Here is a 16,606-nt window from a genome sequence, read left to right on the forward strand (position 1 = left end):
ACGGGCGTGATTTCACAAGGGTAAACCGGTTGTAGAAAGTACAGGTCCAGGGCTATGGTTACGCGCATGAAGATTCTGATCATCGAAGATGACCTCGAAGCCGCTGCCTATCTGGCCAAAGCCTTTCGCGAGGCTGGCATTGTCTCGGATCATGCCAGCGACGGCGAAAGCGGCTTGTTCATGGCGAGCGAGAACAGCTACGACGTGCTCGTCATCGATCGCATGCTGCCGCGCCGCGACGGGCTGTCGGTGATCTCCGAGCTGCGCCGCAAGGGCGTTCATACGCCGGTGCTCATCCTTTCCGCGCTCGGCCAGGTCGACGATCGTGTCACCGGCTTGCGTGCCGGTGGCGACGACTATCTGCCGAAACCCTATGCCTTCAACGAACTGCTGGCGCGCGTCGAGGTGCTGGGACGCCGTAAGGGCGCTCCCGAACAGGACATGGTCTACCGCGTCGGTGATCTGGAGCTCGATCGGCTGTCGCACACGGTGCGCCGGCAGGGCCGCGAGCTTCTGCTGCAGCCGCGCGAATTCCGGCTGCTCGAATATCTGATGAAGAACGCCGGTCAGGTGGTGACGCGCACCATGCTTCTGGAAAATGTCTGGGACTATCACTTCGATCCCCAGACCAATGTCATCGATGTGCATGTGTCGCGGCTGCGCGCCAAGATCGAAAAGGATTTCGATCAGCCGCTGCTGCGCACCGTGCGCGGTGCCGGCTACATGATCAAGGAAGACGGGCGCGCGGACGCATGAGCCGGTTGCGCGTCCTCTTCCGCACGACTGCCGTCCGCCTTTCGGCGCTTTATCTCCTGCTGTTTTCGCTCTGCGCCGCGATCCTGGTGTTCTACGTCACGGCCATGTCGCAACGGCTGCTGGAACAGCAGACCAAGGACGCAGTGGCGGCGGAAGTTGCCCAGATCGAGCAGATCTACGGCCGGGCAGGCGTCAACGGTCTGCTGCGGACGCTGGAGCGGCGGGCACGGCAGCCGGGCGCCAATCTTTACGTGATTGCCGGACCGACGGGCGAAATCCTTGCGGGCAACGTTGCCTCGCTGCAGCCGGGCCTGCTCGACAAGGAAGGCTGGACCGGCGAAGCCTTCAGCTATCAGCGCTATACCGATGAAAGCCGCAAGGAAACCCATGTCGCGCTGGCGCATGTGCTGGTGCTGGACAACGGATTGCGCATCCTGGTCGGGCGCGACCTGCAGGAGCCGGAGAAATTTCGCGTGCTGGTGCGCCAGGCTCTGGTCGTCGCGCTGGGGATCATGGGCATCGGCGCGCTGATCATCTGGTTTGCCATCGGCCGCAATGCGCTGAAGCGGATCGACCGCATGTCGGACGCCAGCACGCGGATCATGGCGGGCGATCTCTCCCAGCGCCTGCCGATGAGCGGTTCCGGCGATGAATTCGACCGCTTGTCGGAATCGCTCAATGCCATGCTCGGGCGGATCGAGAAGTTGAACGAGGGCCTGCGGCAGGTTTCCGACAACATCGCCCACGACCTGAAGACACCCTTGACCCGCCTGCGCAACAAGGCCGAAGCGGCGCTGGCCCACAAGGCGACCAATTCCGGCTATCGCGCCTCGCTGGAGGAAATCATCGGCGAATCCGACCAGCTGATCCGCACCTTCAACGCTCTCTTGATGATCTCGCGCGTCGAAGCCGGGGCAGCGGCGGCGGAGATGAGCGACGTCAATCTTTCGCAGAGCGCTGCCGACTGCGTCGAGCTCTACGAGCCGGTGGCCGACGAACAGGCGCTGAAACTGGAGGCCGATGTACCTGCCGATATCCATATTTCGGGCAATCGTGAGCTGATCGGGCAGGCGCTCGGCAACCTGATCGACAATGCCATCAAATATTCCGACGGCGGCGAAAATCCGCTGATCAAGGTCAGCCTCGTGAGACGGGACGGGGCTGTCGTTCTTGCCGTGGCGGATCATGGCCCCGGTGTGCCGGCCAACAGGCGCGAGGACGTGGTGGAGCGTTTCGTGCGGCTGGACGAAAGCCGCAGCAAGCCGGGAACCGGACTGGGCCTGTCGCTTGTCGAGGCGGTGATGGAGATGCATCAGGGTTCCCTCGAACTGAGCGACACGGTTGCGGATGCTGAAAACAATCGTGGTTTGACCGCCAGCATGGTTTTCCCTTTCCGCGCGGCCTGATAGGCATGGGGCAGCCGAAATCGGGAGCGGCGGGGGAGAGGTCACGATGCAGACGGATACGCGGCGTTTAACGCAGATCGGCGCATGCGCCATCCGGCCGATGAGCCAGACGGATGCCAAATCCGTTCTGTCCGGTCTCAAGGATATGGCCAGGAGCCATCCGGAGATTGCCGATCTGCTGGCCACGGAAACGCCGCTCAAGGACTTCATCGTCGCGGCTTTCTCGCTTTCGCCCTATCTGCGCGATACCGCCGTTTCCCATCCCGCGGTGCTTGTCCGGGCCCTTGCCGGGCCGCTTGTCCCCTATCTGGAAACGTGTATTCGGGCCGCGCGCGAGGCCTGGAAAAGCGGAGAGACGGCCAAGCCTCTGTCCGATGCCGAGATCATGACGCGTCTGAGGCAAGCCAAGCGGGACATGGCCTTTGCGCTGGCGCTGGCCGATCTCTCCCGGCTTCTCGATGCGCGGGAAACGACCCGGTGGCTGAGCGAATTTGCCGGTGCGGCCGTTTCCGCGACAATCGACCACCTGCTTCTGAGCGCCCATGACAGCGGCAAGCTCAATGTCGTCGACGTCGAACACCCCAGCGAACAGTCGGGTGTCGTTGCTCTCGGCATGGGCAAGCTGGGCGCCTTCGAGCTGAATTACTCCTCCGATATCGATCTGGTGGTGTTCTATGAGCCGCAGGCGCCGCTGATCATCGATCCGGAAGAGGCGCCGGAGACCTTTGCCCGGCTGCTGCGCCGGTTGATCCGCATCCTGCAGGAGCGCAGCGGCGACGGTTATGTTTTCCGCACCGACCTGCGTCTGCGGCCCGATCCTGGCGCGACACCGCTCGCCATCCCGGTCGAGGCGGCGATGCTCTATTACGAGAGCAGGGGGCAGAACTGGGAACGGGCGGCGTTCATCAAGGCGCGTCCGGTCGCCGGTGATATCAAGGCCGGCGAGGCCTTTTTGCGCGACCTGACGCCGTTCATGTTCCGCAAATATCTCGACTATGCGGCGATTGCCGACATTCATTCGATCAAGCGGCAGATCCATGCCCACAAGGGACATGGCGAAATCGCGGTCAAGGGCCACAACATCAAGCTTGGCCGCGGCGGCATCCGGGAAATCGAATTCTTCGTCCAGACGCAGCAGCTGATTGCCGGCGGGCGGATGCCGGAGCTGAGGTTGCGCGCCACCGAGCCGATGCTGAACGGCCTTGCCCGGGCAAACTGGATCGATACGACGACGGCCGAGGAGCTGGTGTCCGCCTACTGGTTCCTGCGCGATGTCGAGCACAGGGTTCAGATGGTGCGCGATGAGCAGACCCATGTGCTGCCGGCCACCGATGCCGAACTGAAGCGCATCGCCTATATGATGGGCTTTGCAGATGCCGCAGCGTTTTCGGCCGAACTGTCGCGCGTGCTGAAGACGGTGGAGCGGCGCTATGCCCAGCTCTTCGAGCAGGAGGCGAAGCTTTCGACCGAGACCGGCAATCTGGTTTTCACCGGACAAAGGGACGATCCGGATACGCTGGAGACGCTGAAAAAGCTTGGGTTCGAACGGCCGCAGGATATTTCCCGCACCATCCGCACCTGGCATTACGGTCGTTATCGGGCCACGCAATCGGTCGAGGCGCGCGAGCGGCTGACCGAGCTGACGCCCGAACTCCTGCGCGTCTTCGGCCAGAACAAGCGCGCCGACGAGGCGCTGTTGCGCTTCGATCATTTCATCGCCGGTCTGCCGGCCGGAATCCAGCTGTTTTCACTACTTGGTAACAATCCGGGGCTCCTGTCCCTGATCGTCAACATCATGTCGTCAGCGCCGCGGCTGGCCGACATCATTGCCAGCAAGCCGCATGTCTTCGACGGCATGCTCGATCCCCGGCTTCTCGCCGAGCTGCCGACCCGGGACTATCTGGCCGACCGCATCAAGGGGTTTCTCTCCGGTGCAAGGCACTATGAGGATATTCTCGACCGGCTGCGGATCACCGCGTCGGAGCAGCGGTTTCTGATCGGCATAAGGTTGCTGACCGGCGTCATCACCGGTGTGCAGGCAGGGCATGCCTTCACCGACCTCGCCGACCTGATCATTACTGCGGCGCTGGATGCCGTGTTGCGCGAGGTCGAGACAGCGCATGGAAAATTCCCGGGCGGGCGCGTGGCCGTGATCGGCATGGGCAAGCTCGGCAGCCACGAACTGACCGCCGGTTCCGATGTCGATATCATCCTGCTCTACGACCATGACGACGAGGCGGCAGAATCCGATGGGGCAAAGCCGCTCGATTCCATCCGCTACTTTACCCGCATCACCCAGCGACTGATCGCAGCGCTTTCGGCGCCTACGGCCGAAGGTGTGCTCTACGAGGTCGACATGCGGTTGCGGCCGTCGGGCAACAAGGGGCCCGTCGCCACTCGCATCAACGCCTTTGCAAAATACCAGCGCGAAGAGGCCTGGACCTGGGAGCATATGGCGCTGACGCGCGCCCGTGCGCTGTGCGGCGAAGACAGCCTGATTGCGCAAGCCGGCACGATTTTCCGCGAGGTCCTTGGCCAGACCCGCGATATTGGAAAGATCACGGCGGATGTCGCGGAGATGCGCAGGCTGATCGACAAGGAAAAACCGCCGAGCGATGTCTGGGATTTCAAGCTCATTCCCGGCGGGCTGGTGGATATCGAATTCATTGCGCAATACCTGGCCCTGATCGCGCCTGCGCGCGGCGTCGCGCCACCGCCTGGCGGTACATCGACGGCGGATGTGCTGCGGCTTCTCGGCCCGGCGCTGATGGTTCCCGGTGAACTTGACACAGTACAGGACGCGCTGGCGCTGTTTACCGATCTGTCGCAGATCGTGCGTCTGTGCATCGAAGGGGATCTGGAGGCAAAGGACGCACCGGCCGGACTGATCGAGCTTCTCTGCCGGGCGGGCGATGCGCCGGATGCCAAGGTGCTGGAGGCCGATATCCGGCGGCTTTCGAAAGCGGTGCGCCGGATCTTCCAGACGATCGTCAAGCCTCAAGCATAGACGGGATTGGCCTTCGTCTCGCAAACGGCACGCGGAACCGTATCGGGGATGCGCAGGGAGATGATCGTGCCGACGTTTTCCTGGGAGTAGATCTTCATGGCGCCGCCGTGCAGGTTGGTCAGCGACCGCGAGATGGCGAGACCCAGGCCGGAGCCGCCCTTGCTCTTGGCGTACTGGCTCTGGACCTGCTCGAACGGCTGGCCGATCTTCTGCAGCGCGACGCGTGGAATGCCGATGCCGGTATCGGCGATGGTCAGCGTCACGGCGCCGGCGACCTTGCGGGCGCGCAGCGAGATTCTGCCGCCCTCGTTGGTGAATTTGACCGCGTTCGACAGGAGGTTCAGCAGCACCTGTTTCATGGCGCGGCGGTCGGCGGTGATCGTCAGGCCGGAGGAGATCTTCTGGTCGACGCAGATGTTCTTCTGCTGCGCCGGGATCGTGGTGAAGCGTAGGGTTTCCATGATCAGCGGCGCGAGATCGATGGTTTCGCGATTGAGCTTCATCTGGCCGGCCTCGATCTTCGACATGTCGAGGATGTCGTTGATGACATTGAGCAGATGTTTGCCGCTGTCGTGGATGTCGTGCGAATACTCGTCGTATTTTTCCGAACCGAGCGGACCGAACATCTGGTTCTGCAGGATTTCCGAGAATCCGAGGATGGCATTCAGCGGTGTGCGCAATTCGTGCGACATGTTGGCAAGGAACTCGGATTTCGCCCGGTTGGCGGCTTCCGCGCGTTCCTTTTCCGCCTGGTAGTTGGCATTGGCGACGGAAAGTTCGGCCTTCTGGCGCTCCAGCGTGATGCGCGAGGTGGAGAGATCGCCGATGGTCGCCATCAGGCGGCGTTCGGATTCGCGCAGGCGCACCTGGTGCCGCTTGAGCAGGGTGATATCGGTGCCGACGGAAACCAGACCGCCGTCGCGGGTGCGCCGGTCGTTGATCTGCAGCCAGCGCTGGTCGGAGAGTTGCACTTCCGAGGTCTGCGAATGATTCGAACGGTCGGGATCGGCGATCCGCCGCTCGATGATCGGGCGGGCCGCGGCCGCGTTGACCACGGAGCGTTCGGTGCCGGCAACGAGAACCCGGTCGGGCAGCTTGTAGGCCTGCTGATAGTGGGTGTTGCACATGACAAGCCGGTCGTTCTTGTCCCAGAGCACGAAGGCCTCGGAGGTACATTCGATGGCATCGGCCAGACGCTGGTCGGCTTCCGCATAGCGCTGGGCGAGCCGGTGCTGTTCGGTAACGTCCATGGCGATCCCGATCAGGTGGACGCGGCCGGATGTGGTGCGGATCACCTGCGCGCGGGCGCGCATCCAGACATAGTGGCCATCGGCATGGCGCATCCGGAAGATCTGGTCGATCTGGCGGGCATCGCCCTTGGCGATGGTGCGGGCGACCTTGTAGATGCTGCCGTCATCCGGGTGCATCAGCCGGGCCGCATCGCCGAACGAAAGCACGCTGCTTTGCGGCGGCATGCCAAGCATTTCGTACATCGAGCGCGACCAGAACAGCCGGCGGTTGGGCATGTCAAAATCCCACAGGCCGCAGCGTCCGCGCGAAAGAGCCGTCTCGACCCGCAGGTTGGATTCCGCAAAGATCTGGTCGGCGTCACGGGCGCGCTTGGCCTGGATGTAATAGGCATAGAGCACGACCAGCAGGATCGCCGAAATGCCGGCGAAGAGCGTGACGTTCAGTGAGACCTCGTCGCGCCACAGCTTTTCGATCCGCGCCAGCGGCGTTGCAACCAGCAGCGTTCCGGCCCCGCCGGGCACCTGCATCAAGGCGACGATATGCTCGGCACCGCCGATGAAGGTTTTCATCACCGTCGAGCGTTCGCCGAAATACTGGAAGGCCGCCACTTCCGGCGCCACGGCGGTCAGCGTCCGCCCGGTATAGACGGAGCCTTCCGGGGTGCTTGCGAAAATCCGGCCATCGTTGCGCACGGTGAGAACGAAGGCGCCGGCCTCCAGCATGTCGGGGGATAGGAAGGTGTTCAGCCGCTGCTCGACATCCCATTTCTGGGCCTTGTCGAACAGAGCCACCCCGTTTTCCTGAAGCGCCGCACTTGCGGTCGCTGCGGCAAGCATGGTGACCTGGCGGGAACTGGCCTCCATGCGCGCATATTCGACCATGATGCCGCTGACGCGGGAAATGGCGACGACGAGAAGAAACGCGGTGATCAGGATCGGGATCGAGCGCTTCAGCAAGGGCTCTGCCTGCGCCAGGCGCAGAGAGGCCGGCTCGGTAAAAATCCGTGCGCGCTGGAGGACATCCCTTTCCAGCTTCGAAAAGCCCGGAAATTTTGGATGCAACCGCTCACCGGCTGCGCGTCCCCGCTGCGCTTCCGCCATCTTCGTCAAATCTGTAAATCCTCATGTGATTCGATGCGCCGCTCGCTCGAACCTGGCCCAATGAATCAATTGTGATTCGCCTTGTCCAGAGGAAAACGTAAAACTTTGTTAACCATTTATCGCCATTGGAAAATCATACTGCCGGCGGCGGCGTGCGGCCGGAAACGGAAAAACCCCGCAATTGCGGGGTTTCACGGGCATTTCCTCTTGATATTTTCTATCCTTTGAGCATGCGCTCGACGATGTCGCTGACATCGGCGGACAGCTTCTTGCCGGCCGTGATGTCGCGCAGCGCGTTGCGGGCATGCCCGGCGCGGACGTCTTCGAGCGAACGCCACGACCGCATCGAGGTGAGGATGCGCGCGGCAAGCTGCGGATTGCGCGTGTCGATATCGAGGATCTGGCGGGCGAGGAAGCGGTAGCCTTCACCATCGGCACGGTTGAACCCGGTCGGGTTCGAGAAGGCGAAGGTGCCGACAAGCGCCCGGACCCGGTTCGGGTTGGAGCCGTTGAACAGCGGATCGGCCATCAGCGCCGTGACACGGTTCAGCGCTGCCGCACCGGGGATGGTCGCCTGGATGGTGAACCACTTGTCGATCACGAGCGCATTGTCGGCAAAGCGCGCCTTGAACGTGGCAAGGGCCTGCGCCGCCTCGGCCGATTCCGGGAACCGGTGCGCCAGGATCGTCAGCGCCTGGCTGAGATCGGTCATGTTGTTGGCGGCGTTGAAGGCATCCACCGCCCGGGCAGGCTGGTTTTCGGCATAGACGAGATAGGAGAGGGCGGTGTTGCGCAGCGCCCGGCGTCCGGCGCTGGCCGCGTCCGGGCTGAACGGACCGGAAACCACCATCTCGTCGGTGAGCTTTTCGAAGATCGTCTGGCCGGCTTTCGCGATGGCCGACATGATCTGCTGGCGTCCTGCGTGGATGGCGTCCGGGTCGTTGTTGCCACCGATTTCGCGGGCGATGTCGGCTTCGCTCGGCAGGGACAGTGCCTGTGCCCGGAAAGCCGGTTCGAGATCGCCGTCGGCGGCTGCGGCCAGCAAGGCGTCGATCAGCGACGCATCGCAGTGCACGGGCTTACCCGCCTTTGCACTGGCGGCGGCGGCGACCAGATTGGGAAGAGCAAGATCGTTCAGCGCCTGCCAGCGGGCGAAGAGATCGCTTTCGTATCTGGCGATATGGGCGCGATCGGCCGGTGTCTGTTCGAAATGCAGGTTGATCGGCGCAGAGAAGCCACGGTTCAGCGACAGGACGGGCCGCGAGGTGATGCCGGCGAAGACAACGGTCTGCTTGCGCTCGACGAGATGCAGCACGTCGCCGGTCATTTCGGCGCCGCTGACCGAAGTCACCTGGGCCTCCGTGCCGTCTTCCAGCAAAAGCCCGATGCGCAACGGAATATGCATCGGTTCCTTGCTGCTCTGTCCGGGCGTCGGCGGCACCATCTGCTCGAGCGACAGCGTCAGGGTCTGCCTGGCGGCGTCATAGGCTGTGGAGGCGCTGACGAGCGGCGTGCCCGCCTGATGGTACCAGAGCGAAAACTGCGTCAGGTCGCGTTTGCTGACCTCGGCAAAGCAGGCGACGAAATCCTCGATCGTTACCGCCTGTCCGTCGTGGCGCTCGAAATAAAGGTCCATGCCCTTCTTGAACAGGTCCGCGCCGAGCACCGTGGCGATCATGCGGGTGACTTCGCTGCCCTTTTCATAGACGGTCGTCGTGTAGAAGTTGTTGATCTCGCGGAATTTCGTCGGCCGGACGGGGTGGGCGAGGGGGCCCGCATCCTCCGGAAACTGCTCGGCCTTCAGATGGCGGACCTCGGCGATGCGCTTGACGGTGCGCGAGCGCTGGTCGGCCGAGAATTCGTGGTCGCGATAGACCGTCAGGCCTTCTTTCAGGCAAAGCTGGAACCAGTCGCGGCAGGTGATGCGGTTGCCGGTCCAGTTGTGGAAATATTCATGCGCGATGATCGCCTCGATATTGGCATAGTCGGCATCGGTGGCGGTTTCCGGATCGGCAAGGACATACTTGTCGTTGAAGACATTCAGGCCCTTGTTCTCCATGGCGCCCATGTTGAAATCGGATACGGCGACGATCATGAAGATGTCCAAGTCGTATTCGCGGCCGAAGCGTTCCTCGTCCCATGACATCGATCGCTTCAGCGCATCCATGGCATAGGTGGCGCGTGGCTCCTTGCCGTGCTCGACATAGATTTTCAGCGCGACCTCGCGGCCCGACAGGGTCGTGAACGTGTCCTCGACGACGCCGAGATCGCCGGCGACCAGCGCAAAAAGGTAGCTTGGCTTGGGATGCGGATCGAACCAGGCGGCGAAATGCCGGCCGTCGCCCATACCGGCGCCGCCGAGATAGTTGCCGTTGGAGAGCAGAAGCGGCGTGCTTGCCTTGTCGGCGATGATGTTGACCGTGTAGACGGCCAGCACATCCGGCCGGTCCGGGAAATAGGTGATGCGGCGGAAGCCTTCCGCCTCGCACTGGGTGCAATAGACATTGCTGGTGCGGTAGAGCCCCATCAGCGTGGTATTGGCCTCGGGGTTGATCTGCGTGGTGATGGTGATCTCGAAGGGCGCTGCCGCCGGCAGATGGCGGATGGTCAGCGTGTGTTCGGCCGCATCGTAATTCGCAGCCGCGATCTCTTCCTGGTCGAGCAGCAGGCCGGTCATCGTCAGCTCGTCGCCGTCCAGTACAAGCGGTGCGTCGGCGCTGACGCCTTCGCGCCGGTGAAAGATCAGCCGGGCTTCGACCTTGGTTTCCGTGGGATCGAGTTCGAAGGTGAGATCCACCCTCTCAAGGACGAAATCCGTCGGCCGATAGTCTTCCAGATGAATGATTTCGCCCGTATCTGTCCGCATTGTTCATCCCGCTTGCGTCGCCCGCTGCGTCAGGACGCCAGGGTGAGGCTTGGTCTTGGTGAAGAGGCTGCGCTGATAACGCGGAGCTTCCGGTGTGATCGCGAGGCGGTTTTCGTTGGGGCACGCCGTCTTCCGGCGGGCCTGATCCGTCCCGTTGCTGTGCTTGCACCAGAGACTTACGAAATCCGCCCTAACAATATTTAAACCGGCCGTGTATTTTTGGCACAGCTTATGCAATTTTCCGGCTTGCCGTCCCTGCCGTGGAATGGAGCGGTGAGCCGTCCCTCCTCGACACGCCCCAACCGTTATGGCCCACCGTAGGGTATCCGTGTGGCGGCATCAAATATTTCCCCGGTGCATCACGAAAATTGATCCCTTTTTTGAGGATCGCACGCTAAGGTGACGGGGTCTTGGCGACGGATTCTCCGATCGCATTTTCCCCGCAGCCCGTCGTTTGCATCGATTTCCGGCCCGCTGCCGTCAGTCCGATGAGTGCGACCCGCATGGATTCCGAATTTCCCCACCCGATGAAGGGCATTTCCCTCAAGGTTCTGTCCGTGCTGGTTTTCGTCTGCATGTCCACGCTGATCAAGGCGGCGGGAACGGATATCGCCACCGGCCAGATCACTTTTTATCGCTCCGCTTTTGCGATGGTGCCGATCCTGGGTTATCTGGCGGTCAAAGGACATCTGCGCACGGCCTTTCACACCAAGGATATTTTCGGCCATCTGGCGCGCGGTTTCATCGGTATTCTGGCCATGAGCTTCGGCTTTTATGGTCTCGTGCACCTGCCGTTGCCCGAGGCGATCGCCATCGGCTATGCCATGCCGTTGCTGGCCGTCGTCTTTGCGGCTGTCTTTCTCAAGGAAACGGTGCGGATCTATCGCTGGTCGGCGGTGCTGGTCGGACTTGTCGGCGTGATGATCATCACCTGGCCGCGCGTGACGCTGTTGCGTGACGGCGGTTTTGGTTCGCAGGAGGCACTCGGCGCCCTGGCCGTGCTCCTGTCGGCTGCTCTTGGCGCCATCGCCATGGTGCTGGTGCGCAAGCTGATCGCCAAGGAGCGCACGCATACGATCGTGCTGTATTTCTCCCTCTCGGCCTCCTGTTTCTCGTTGCTGACGCTGCCCTTCGGCTGGGAGCCGCTGCCGTGGAATTCCTTCCTGCTTCTGATGGGGGCCGGATTTTGCGGCGGTGTCGCGCAGATCCTTTTGACGCAGAGCTATCGCTATGCCGACATGTCGACGATCGCGCCGTTCGAATACACGTCGATCCTGCTTGGCCTGCTGATCGGCTATTTCCTGTTCGATGAGGTTCCGACCGGCGTCATGCTGATCGGCACGGCGATCGTGGTTGCGGCCGGCATCTTCATCATCTTCCGCGAGCATCAGCTGGGACTGGAGCGCATGGGCGCCCGCAAGCACGTGACGCCGCAGGGATAACGATCGGGATCACCACCGGTTTGGCGGGCGGTGTCAGGACGATTGGGGCGGAGCCGTGTCGTCTTCGACCCGTTCGGACGGGCGCACCGCCTGGTTCATGGCGTTGACGGCTTCGGTTCCGGGCGTCGGCACGGTGTTGGCCTGGAAATCGGATTTTGAAACGAGCCCGTCGGTGTGGCCGCGCTGGGCGATGCGCCAGGCCGCATAGGCGGCGTAGAGCGCGAAATAGACGGCGATCACCATGAACAGCGAGGCGGGACCGAACCGGTCCATCACCGGGCCGACCATCAGCGGCCCCGAGATCGTGCCGATGCCGTAGGTGATCATCATGCCCGAGGAGATCTCGACATATTCGTTCGGCCGGGCGAGGTCGTTGGCATGCGCCACGTTGAGCGCATAGATCGGAAACAGCACCGAGCCGACGAAGGCCGCGATCACATAGAGCACCAGCGGGCTGGAACCGGAGAAGGCGACCATCGCCAGGCAGGAGACGACGCCGGCGATGCCGCAGCCGACCATGACGATGCGGCGGTCCATCTTGTCGGATGCCCGCCCGATCGGGATTTGCGAGATGGCGCTGCCTGCGAGCAGCGCTGCCAGGAGCGTGGCGCCCTCGGCGGTCGAAAGGCCGATCTTCTGGGTAAAGACGCCGCCGAGATTGAGCCAGGCGCCGGACATCGCGCCCGCAAGAAACGCGCCGACGACGGCAACCGGCGAGCGGCGGAACAGCCCCGGCACATCGAAGCTCGCCTGCACCGGTGGCGCGGGCATGGCCGAGGAAGACAGCGCCGTCGGCAGCAGAGCCAGCGAAAAGAGTACGCCGCACAGAATGAACAGCGACGAATTGGTGGGGTCGCCGAGCGGCACCAGATACTGGCCGCCGATGGTGCCGACCATGGTGGTGATCAGGTAGCACGAAAACAGCATGCCCCGGTTTTCATTGGTCACCCGCTCGTTGAGCCAGCTCTCGATGACCAGATAGCTTCCCGCAATCGCAAAGCCGGAAATGGCGCGAAAGACGATCCAGGCCCGCCAGTCGATCACCAGCCCGCACATCAGGATGGCAATGCTGAGCAGCGTGATCAGCGCGGCGAACACCCGCACATGGCCGACGCGCGCCACGAATTTCGGGGTGATGATGCAGGAGAGGGTGAAGCCCAGCGTATAGCCGGTGGCGATCAGCGAGATGGTCAGCGTCGACCAGCCTTCGATGACCGAGCGCACCGGCAGCACATAGCTTGCCAGCCCGAAGCCGACCATCATCAGCAGCGTCGAGAGCATCAGGCTGAACACGGATCTGAGGCTGGCCAGCATGAAGGCTCCGGATGCGCGGCCTGCCGGATGCTTGAAAACGGTCAAGCGGTCAGGGATGCGCTGAAAAAGGTTGGAGCGGATTGCACGATCTGGGAAACGCCCGGCACGCCGCTCTTGGAATCAAAGAACGAGTGTCGCTTTAACCAATCTCTCCTGCGCTGTCGATTGCGACAGGGCGTGGCGCAGAACGGGGAAATGGCCGCGATGCGGCCGCGAGACAAGAATTACTTCGGCAGGAAACCGCTGACCGCCTGGCGGTCGGCATTGGCCGCGGGGGCTTCCCGGCTCAGGCGCGTGTATTCGCGCGAGGCGCGCACGGCGGTGCCGATGTCGTCGAGGAGGACCCGGAGCGAGCGGATGGATGCTGACATGATCGGATACCTTTGAGAAAGCGGTGACAAGAACAAGGGTGCGCGAGCGCGCAAACCCTTGTTTTTTAACGCTGGATGAATTCCGCGAAAATCTGGGCCGGGCGCGTCGTGCGGCCGTAGCCTGCGGCAGTCATCTGTTCGTTTGCTGCCGAGCCGAAGCTGTTGAACGGCGTGCGAAGGGCCGAGCCGGCGTGGCGGAGCGTTTCGAAACTGCTGTGCAGAGGGCGAAAACGGGCAGTCATGGTTCAATTCCTTAATTCCAGTCCCCCCGTTGCTTTATATTGCACCGCAGCATCGATTTCACAACGGATGCATTCGCGTTGCTGGTATGCGCAATCCGCATGGCTTTCTTCATCGTTTGTTTATAAATCGGGCAGGAGCAGCGTTCAGCCGGTTTTAACCACGAATCCGGGCGCGAAATGCGAGAAGATCCTGCCAAGCGAGCCGCTTGCTGGCGGGCGCCGAAATCAGGTCCTGCGGGTGCAGGGTGGCAAGCGCCGGAACCGTTGCGCCACCGGCCGGTCCGCCGACCGGAATATCGCGCCATTCGCCGCGCATATGGTGGATCATCTCGTTGCCGCCAAAGAAAAACCGGGCGGCGAAATTGCCCAGCACAAGCAGGTGCCGTGGCTCGGCCAGCATGATCTGGCGCTCGATGAACGGACGGCAGATATCGGTTTCGCGCGACGACGGCGGGCGGTTTCCGGGCGGCCGCCAGGGAATGACATTGGTGAGCAGCACCGACGAGCGGTCGAGCCCGATCGCCGCCAGCATCCGCTCCAGCATCTGGCCCTGCTTGCCCGAAAAGGGAACACCCTCGCGGTCGTCGTCACCGTTCGGCACAGGGCCGATCACCATGATGCCGGCCGACGGGTTGCCATCGGCAAAGACCATGTTGCGGGCGCTGTTTCTGAGATTGCAGCCGGAAAAGGCCTCCATGGCGCTTTTCAGTTCAGGCAGGGACCGGGCGGAATCGGCCGCAAACCGCGCTTCGGCAATGGCTTGCTCGTCGGGAATGGCCATTTGCGGGGCGGCGGCGGGTGCCGCGGGCGCCCTGCTGGCGGTGCGATTGCCGCTTTCCCGGGCGACCGGCGCACGCGACGCATCGTTCTGCTCTGAGCTGTGCGTTTTTTGCATGGCTTGCGGCGCGCCATTGCCACGCGACGCCTTTGCCTGCGCGAACTCCGCGAACCGGTCGACGGGCTCCTCTTCCAGCAGCCATTCCACCCCGGCTTCCGCATGGAAATGCAGAAGGGCGGCAAGTTCGGCCGGGCTCATGGTGTCTGTTGAGATCATGATTGTCTTGTACAGAAGCTTGGGGAGGCAGGGAAGCCTCCTCGAACGTCACGCCGCCATTGCCGTCCAGCGCTCGATATCGTCGCGCTCGCCGATCAGCGCCAGCCCGTGGGCGATCGAAAGCAGTTCGCCGCCGCTTTCGATGCGGTCGGCCGCGAAACGGTTTTCGAAGATGCGGCGGATGGCGGGCACGAAGGATGTGCCGCCGGTGAGGAACACCTTGTCGATGCCGTCGGGCAGCGTGTTGGTTGTGACCAAGACCTCGTCCAGCGCTTCCTCGATCCGGGCGAGATCGGGTGCGATCCAGCTTTCGAAATCGCTGCGGCGCACCGTCTGGCGGCTCTTTTCGCCAAGCGGTGCGAAATAGAACTCGGTTTCCTCCGCGTGCGACAGCCGCATCTTGGTGGCCGAGATCGCCTGATAGAGCGGATAGCCCTCGTCGTGATCGACGAGATCGACGAAGGCCTCGAGCTTTTCCGGCTCGACGGCAGAGCGGACCAGCTGCTTGAGATCGGTAAAGTCCTTCAGCGTCTTGAAGATCGACAGCTGGTTCCAGCGGCCGAAATTGGCATAGTAGCTGGAGGGAACGTCGAGCAGCTTGTCGAAGCTCTTGAACTGGCTGCCCTTGCCGATCAGCGGCGAGACCACCGTGTCGATGATGCGGAAGTCGAAATGATCGCCGGCGACGCCAACGCCGGAATGGCCGACCGGAACGGCCGTCAGCTTGCCCGCGTGGCTTTCGAAGCGGATGATCGAATAGTCGGTGGTGCCGCCGCCGAAATCGGCGACCAGCACGGTAGCGTCCTTCTTCAGGTTCTGGGCGAAATAGAAGGCGGCTGCGACCGGTTCGTAGACATAATGGATTTCCGGAAAATCGAAGGACGACAGCGCCCGGCCGTAGCGCTCCAGGGCTAGCGTCTCGTCCGGGCTGGTGCCGGCAAAACGCACCGGCCGGCCGACGACGATGCGTTTGTAGTCCTGAGCCCAGCCATCACCGGCATAATCGGCGATCCGGCTGAGGAAGGAGCGCATCAGGTCCTCGAAACTGTTGCGCCGGGCAAAGATCAGCGTGCCCTGGAACAGGGGACTGGCGGCAAAGGTCTTGATCGACTGCAGGAAGCGCGCTTCGCCCGGATTGTCGATGAACTGCTGGATCGCCGCCTGGCCTGCCTCGATCTTGACGGCGGCGGCGCCCAGCTGCGCATGTTTCATGAACGACAGGGCGGTGCGCATCGAATCGGTGGTGCCGGCCGCGCTGGTAAAGCTCAGCGACTGGGTGGTGTCGCCCTGCGAAGCGGCCAGAACCGAATTGGTGGTGCCGAAATCGAAGCCGAGTGCTTTTGCCATGTTGGTCTCCAGTGGTCATGCGTCCGTGCCACGCGCCAGGGTGCCACGGTGTCATGTGGCCCTATGTCGCCTATAGGTGGTCGGGATTGCTGCTTTTCGCGGTTGCTCGCGAATGCGATTGCGTGTTTTGAAGGGCGCGTCCTCGCATAGGGACTGGTCAAAAGCAAGGCGGCCATGATCGTTGGGGCATCGATTCCACCTGCGTGGCGCAACCGGTGCCGGCGACAACTTCTGCAAGTGGCCGATCCCAAGATTATATGCGGCTGCGACGATATATTACGTTTACGTGCACGTAATATATTTGTATCCTGCCGCATGATGTCATGCGCAAATGCGTAAGGCTGTCGTCGCAGATCGGCTCGACAAGTCCTGCCGTATTTGCCATGACGGAGATCAAGAATTGGGAACAAAACCGGACAAGAATTCCGGGATATGACTGGAGACGATGAG

The 16,606-nt window shown here is 62.5% G+C and carries 11 protein-coding genes; 4 read left to right on the top strand and 7 right to left on the bottom strand.

The annotated features are described in order from the left end of the window. The first annotated feature begins 54 nt into the window (after nt 1–54). From ADU59_RS06565 to ADU59_RS06575, 3 genes are read left to right on the top strand one after another with little or no spacing between them, the layout of a single operon-like run. Nucleotides 55–756 (top strand): response regulator transcription factor, encoded by a 702-nt coding sequence (locus ADU59_RS06565; RefSeq protein ID WP_068952932.1) that lies wholly within the window; start codon nt 55–57, stop codon nt 754–756. Then, the gene (locus ADU59_RS06570; protein WP_068952934.1) at nt 753–2,162 is read left to right on the top strand and encodes a sensor histidine kinase; all 1,410 of its coding nucleotides are present in this window, start codon (nt 753–755) and stop codon (nt 2,160–2,162) included. The genes ADU59_RS06565 and ADU59_RS06570 overlap by 4 nt, the downstream gene beginning before the upstream one ends. Nucleotides 2,163–2,208: 46 nt before the next feature. After that, the gene (locus tag ADU59_RS06575) at nt 2,209–5,169 is read left to right on the top strand and encodes a bifunctional [glutamine synthetase] adenylyltransferase/[glutamine synthetase]-adenylyl-L-tyrosine phosphorylase (protein ID WP_068952936.1); all 2,961 of its coding nucleotides are present in this window, start codon (nt 2,209–2,211) and stop codon (nt 5,167–5,169) included. Here the strand turns inward: ADU59_RS06575 and ADU59_RS06580 are convergent. Then, complete coding sequence (locus ADU59_RS06580; protein WP_068952938.1) at nt 5,160–7,529, bottom strand: PAS domain-containing sensor histidine kinase; 2,370 nt, start codon at nt 7,527–7,529, stop codon at nt 5,160–5,162. The genes ADU59_RS06575 and ADU59_RS06580 overlap by 10 nt on opposite strands. A 208-nt stretch (nt 7,530–7,737) precedes the next feature. Next, complete coding sequence (gene pepN, locus ADU59_RS06585; protein WP_068952940.1) at nt 7,738–10,386, bottom strand: aminopeptidase N; 2,649 nt, start codon at nt 10,384–10,386, stop codon at nt 7,738–7,740. Nucleotides 10,387–10,889: 503 nt separating this feature from the next. Here pepN and ADU59_RS06590 point away from each other — a divergent pair. Beyond that, the gene (locus ADU59_RS06590) at nt 10,890–11,828 is read left to right on the top strand and encodes a DMT family transporter (protein WP_068953727.1); all 939 of its coding nucleotides are present in this window, start codon (nt 10,890–10,892) and stop codon (nt 11,826–11,828) included. A gap of 33 nt (nt 11,829–11,861) precedes the next feature. Here ADU59_RS06590 and ADU59_RS06595 read toward each other — a convergent pair whose 3' ends face one another. The 5 genes from ADU59_RS06595 to ADU59_RS06605 form a co-directional block, all read right to left on the bottom strand. Next, nucleotides 11,862–13,142, bottom strand: coding sequence for an MFS transporter (locus ADU59_RS06595; protein WP_068953728.1), 1,281 nt, complete (start codon nt 13,140–13,142; stop codon nt 11,862–11,864). A 224-nt stretch (nt 13,143–13,366) separates the two neighbouring features. Then, a complete protein-coding gene (locus tag ADU59_RS30850) occupies nt 13,367–13,513 on the bottom strand; it encodes a hypothetical protein (RefSeq protein ID WP_099050763.1) in 147 nt (48 codons plus the stop codon). A gap of 65 nt (nt 13,514–13,578) precedes the next feature. Then, nucleotides 13,579–13,755, bottom strand: coding sequence for a hypothetical protein (locus ADU59_RS30855; RefSeq protein WP_099050764.1), 177 nt, complete (start codon nt 13,753–13,755; stop codon nt 13,579–13,581). A gap of 154 nt (nt 13,756–13,909) precedes the next feature. Next, nucleotides 13,910–14,809, bottom strand: a complete 900-nt coding sequence (locus ADU59_RS06600) for a uracil-DNA glycosylase (protein WP_068952942.1) — start codon at nt 14,807–14,809, stop codon at nt 13,910–13,912. Nucleotides 14,810–14,857: 48 nt separating this feature from the next. Beyond that, nucleotides 14,858–16,156, bottom strand: a complete 1,299-nt coding sequence (locus tag ADU59_RS06605; RefSeq protein ID WP_068952944.1) for an Hsp70 family protein — start codon at nt 16,154–16,156, stop codon at nt 14,858–14,860. Between the last annotated feature and the right edge of the window lie 450 nt (nt 16,157–16,606).

This window comes from Pararhizobium polonicum, assembly GCF_001687365.1.
Taxonomy (GTDB): Bacteria; Pseudomonadota; Alphaproteobacteria; order Rhizobiales; family Rhizobiaceae; genus Pararhizobium; species Pararhizobium polonicum.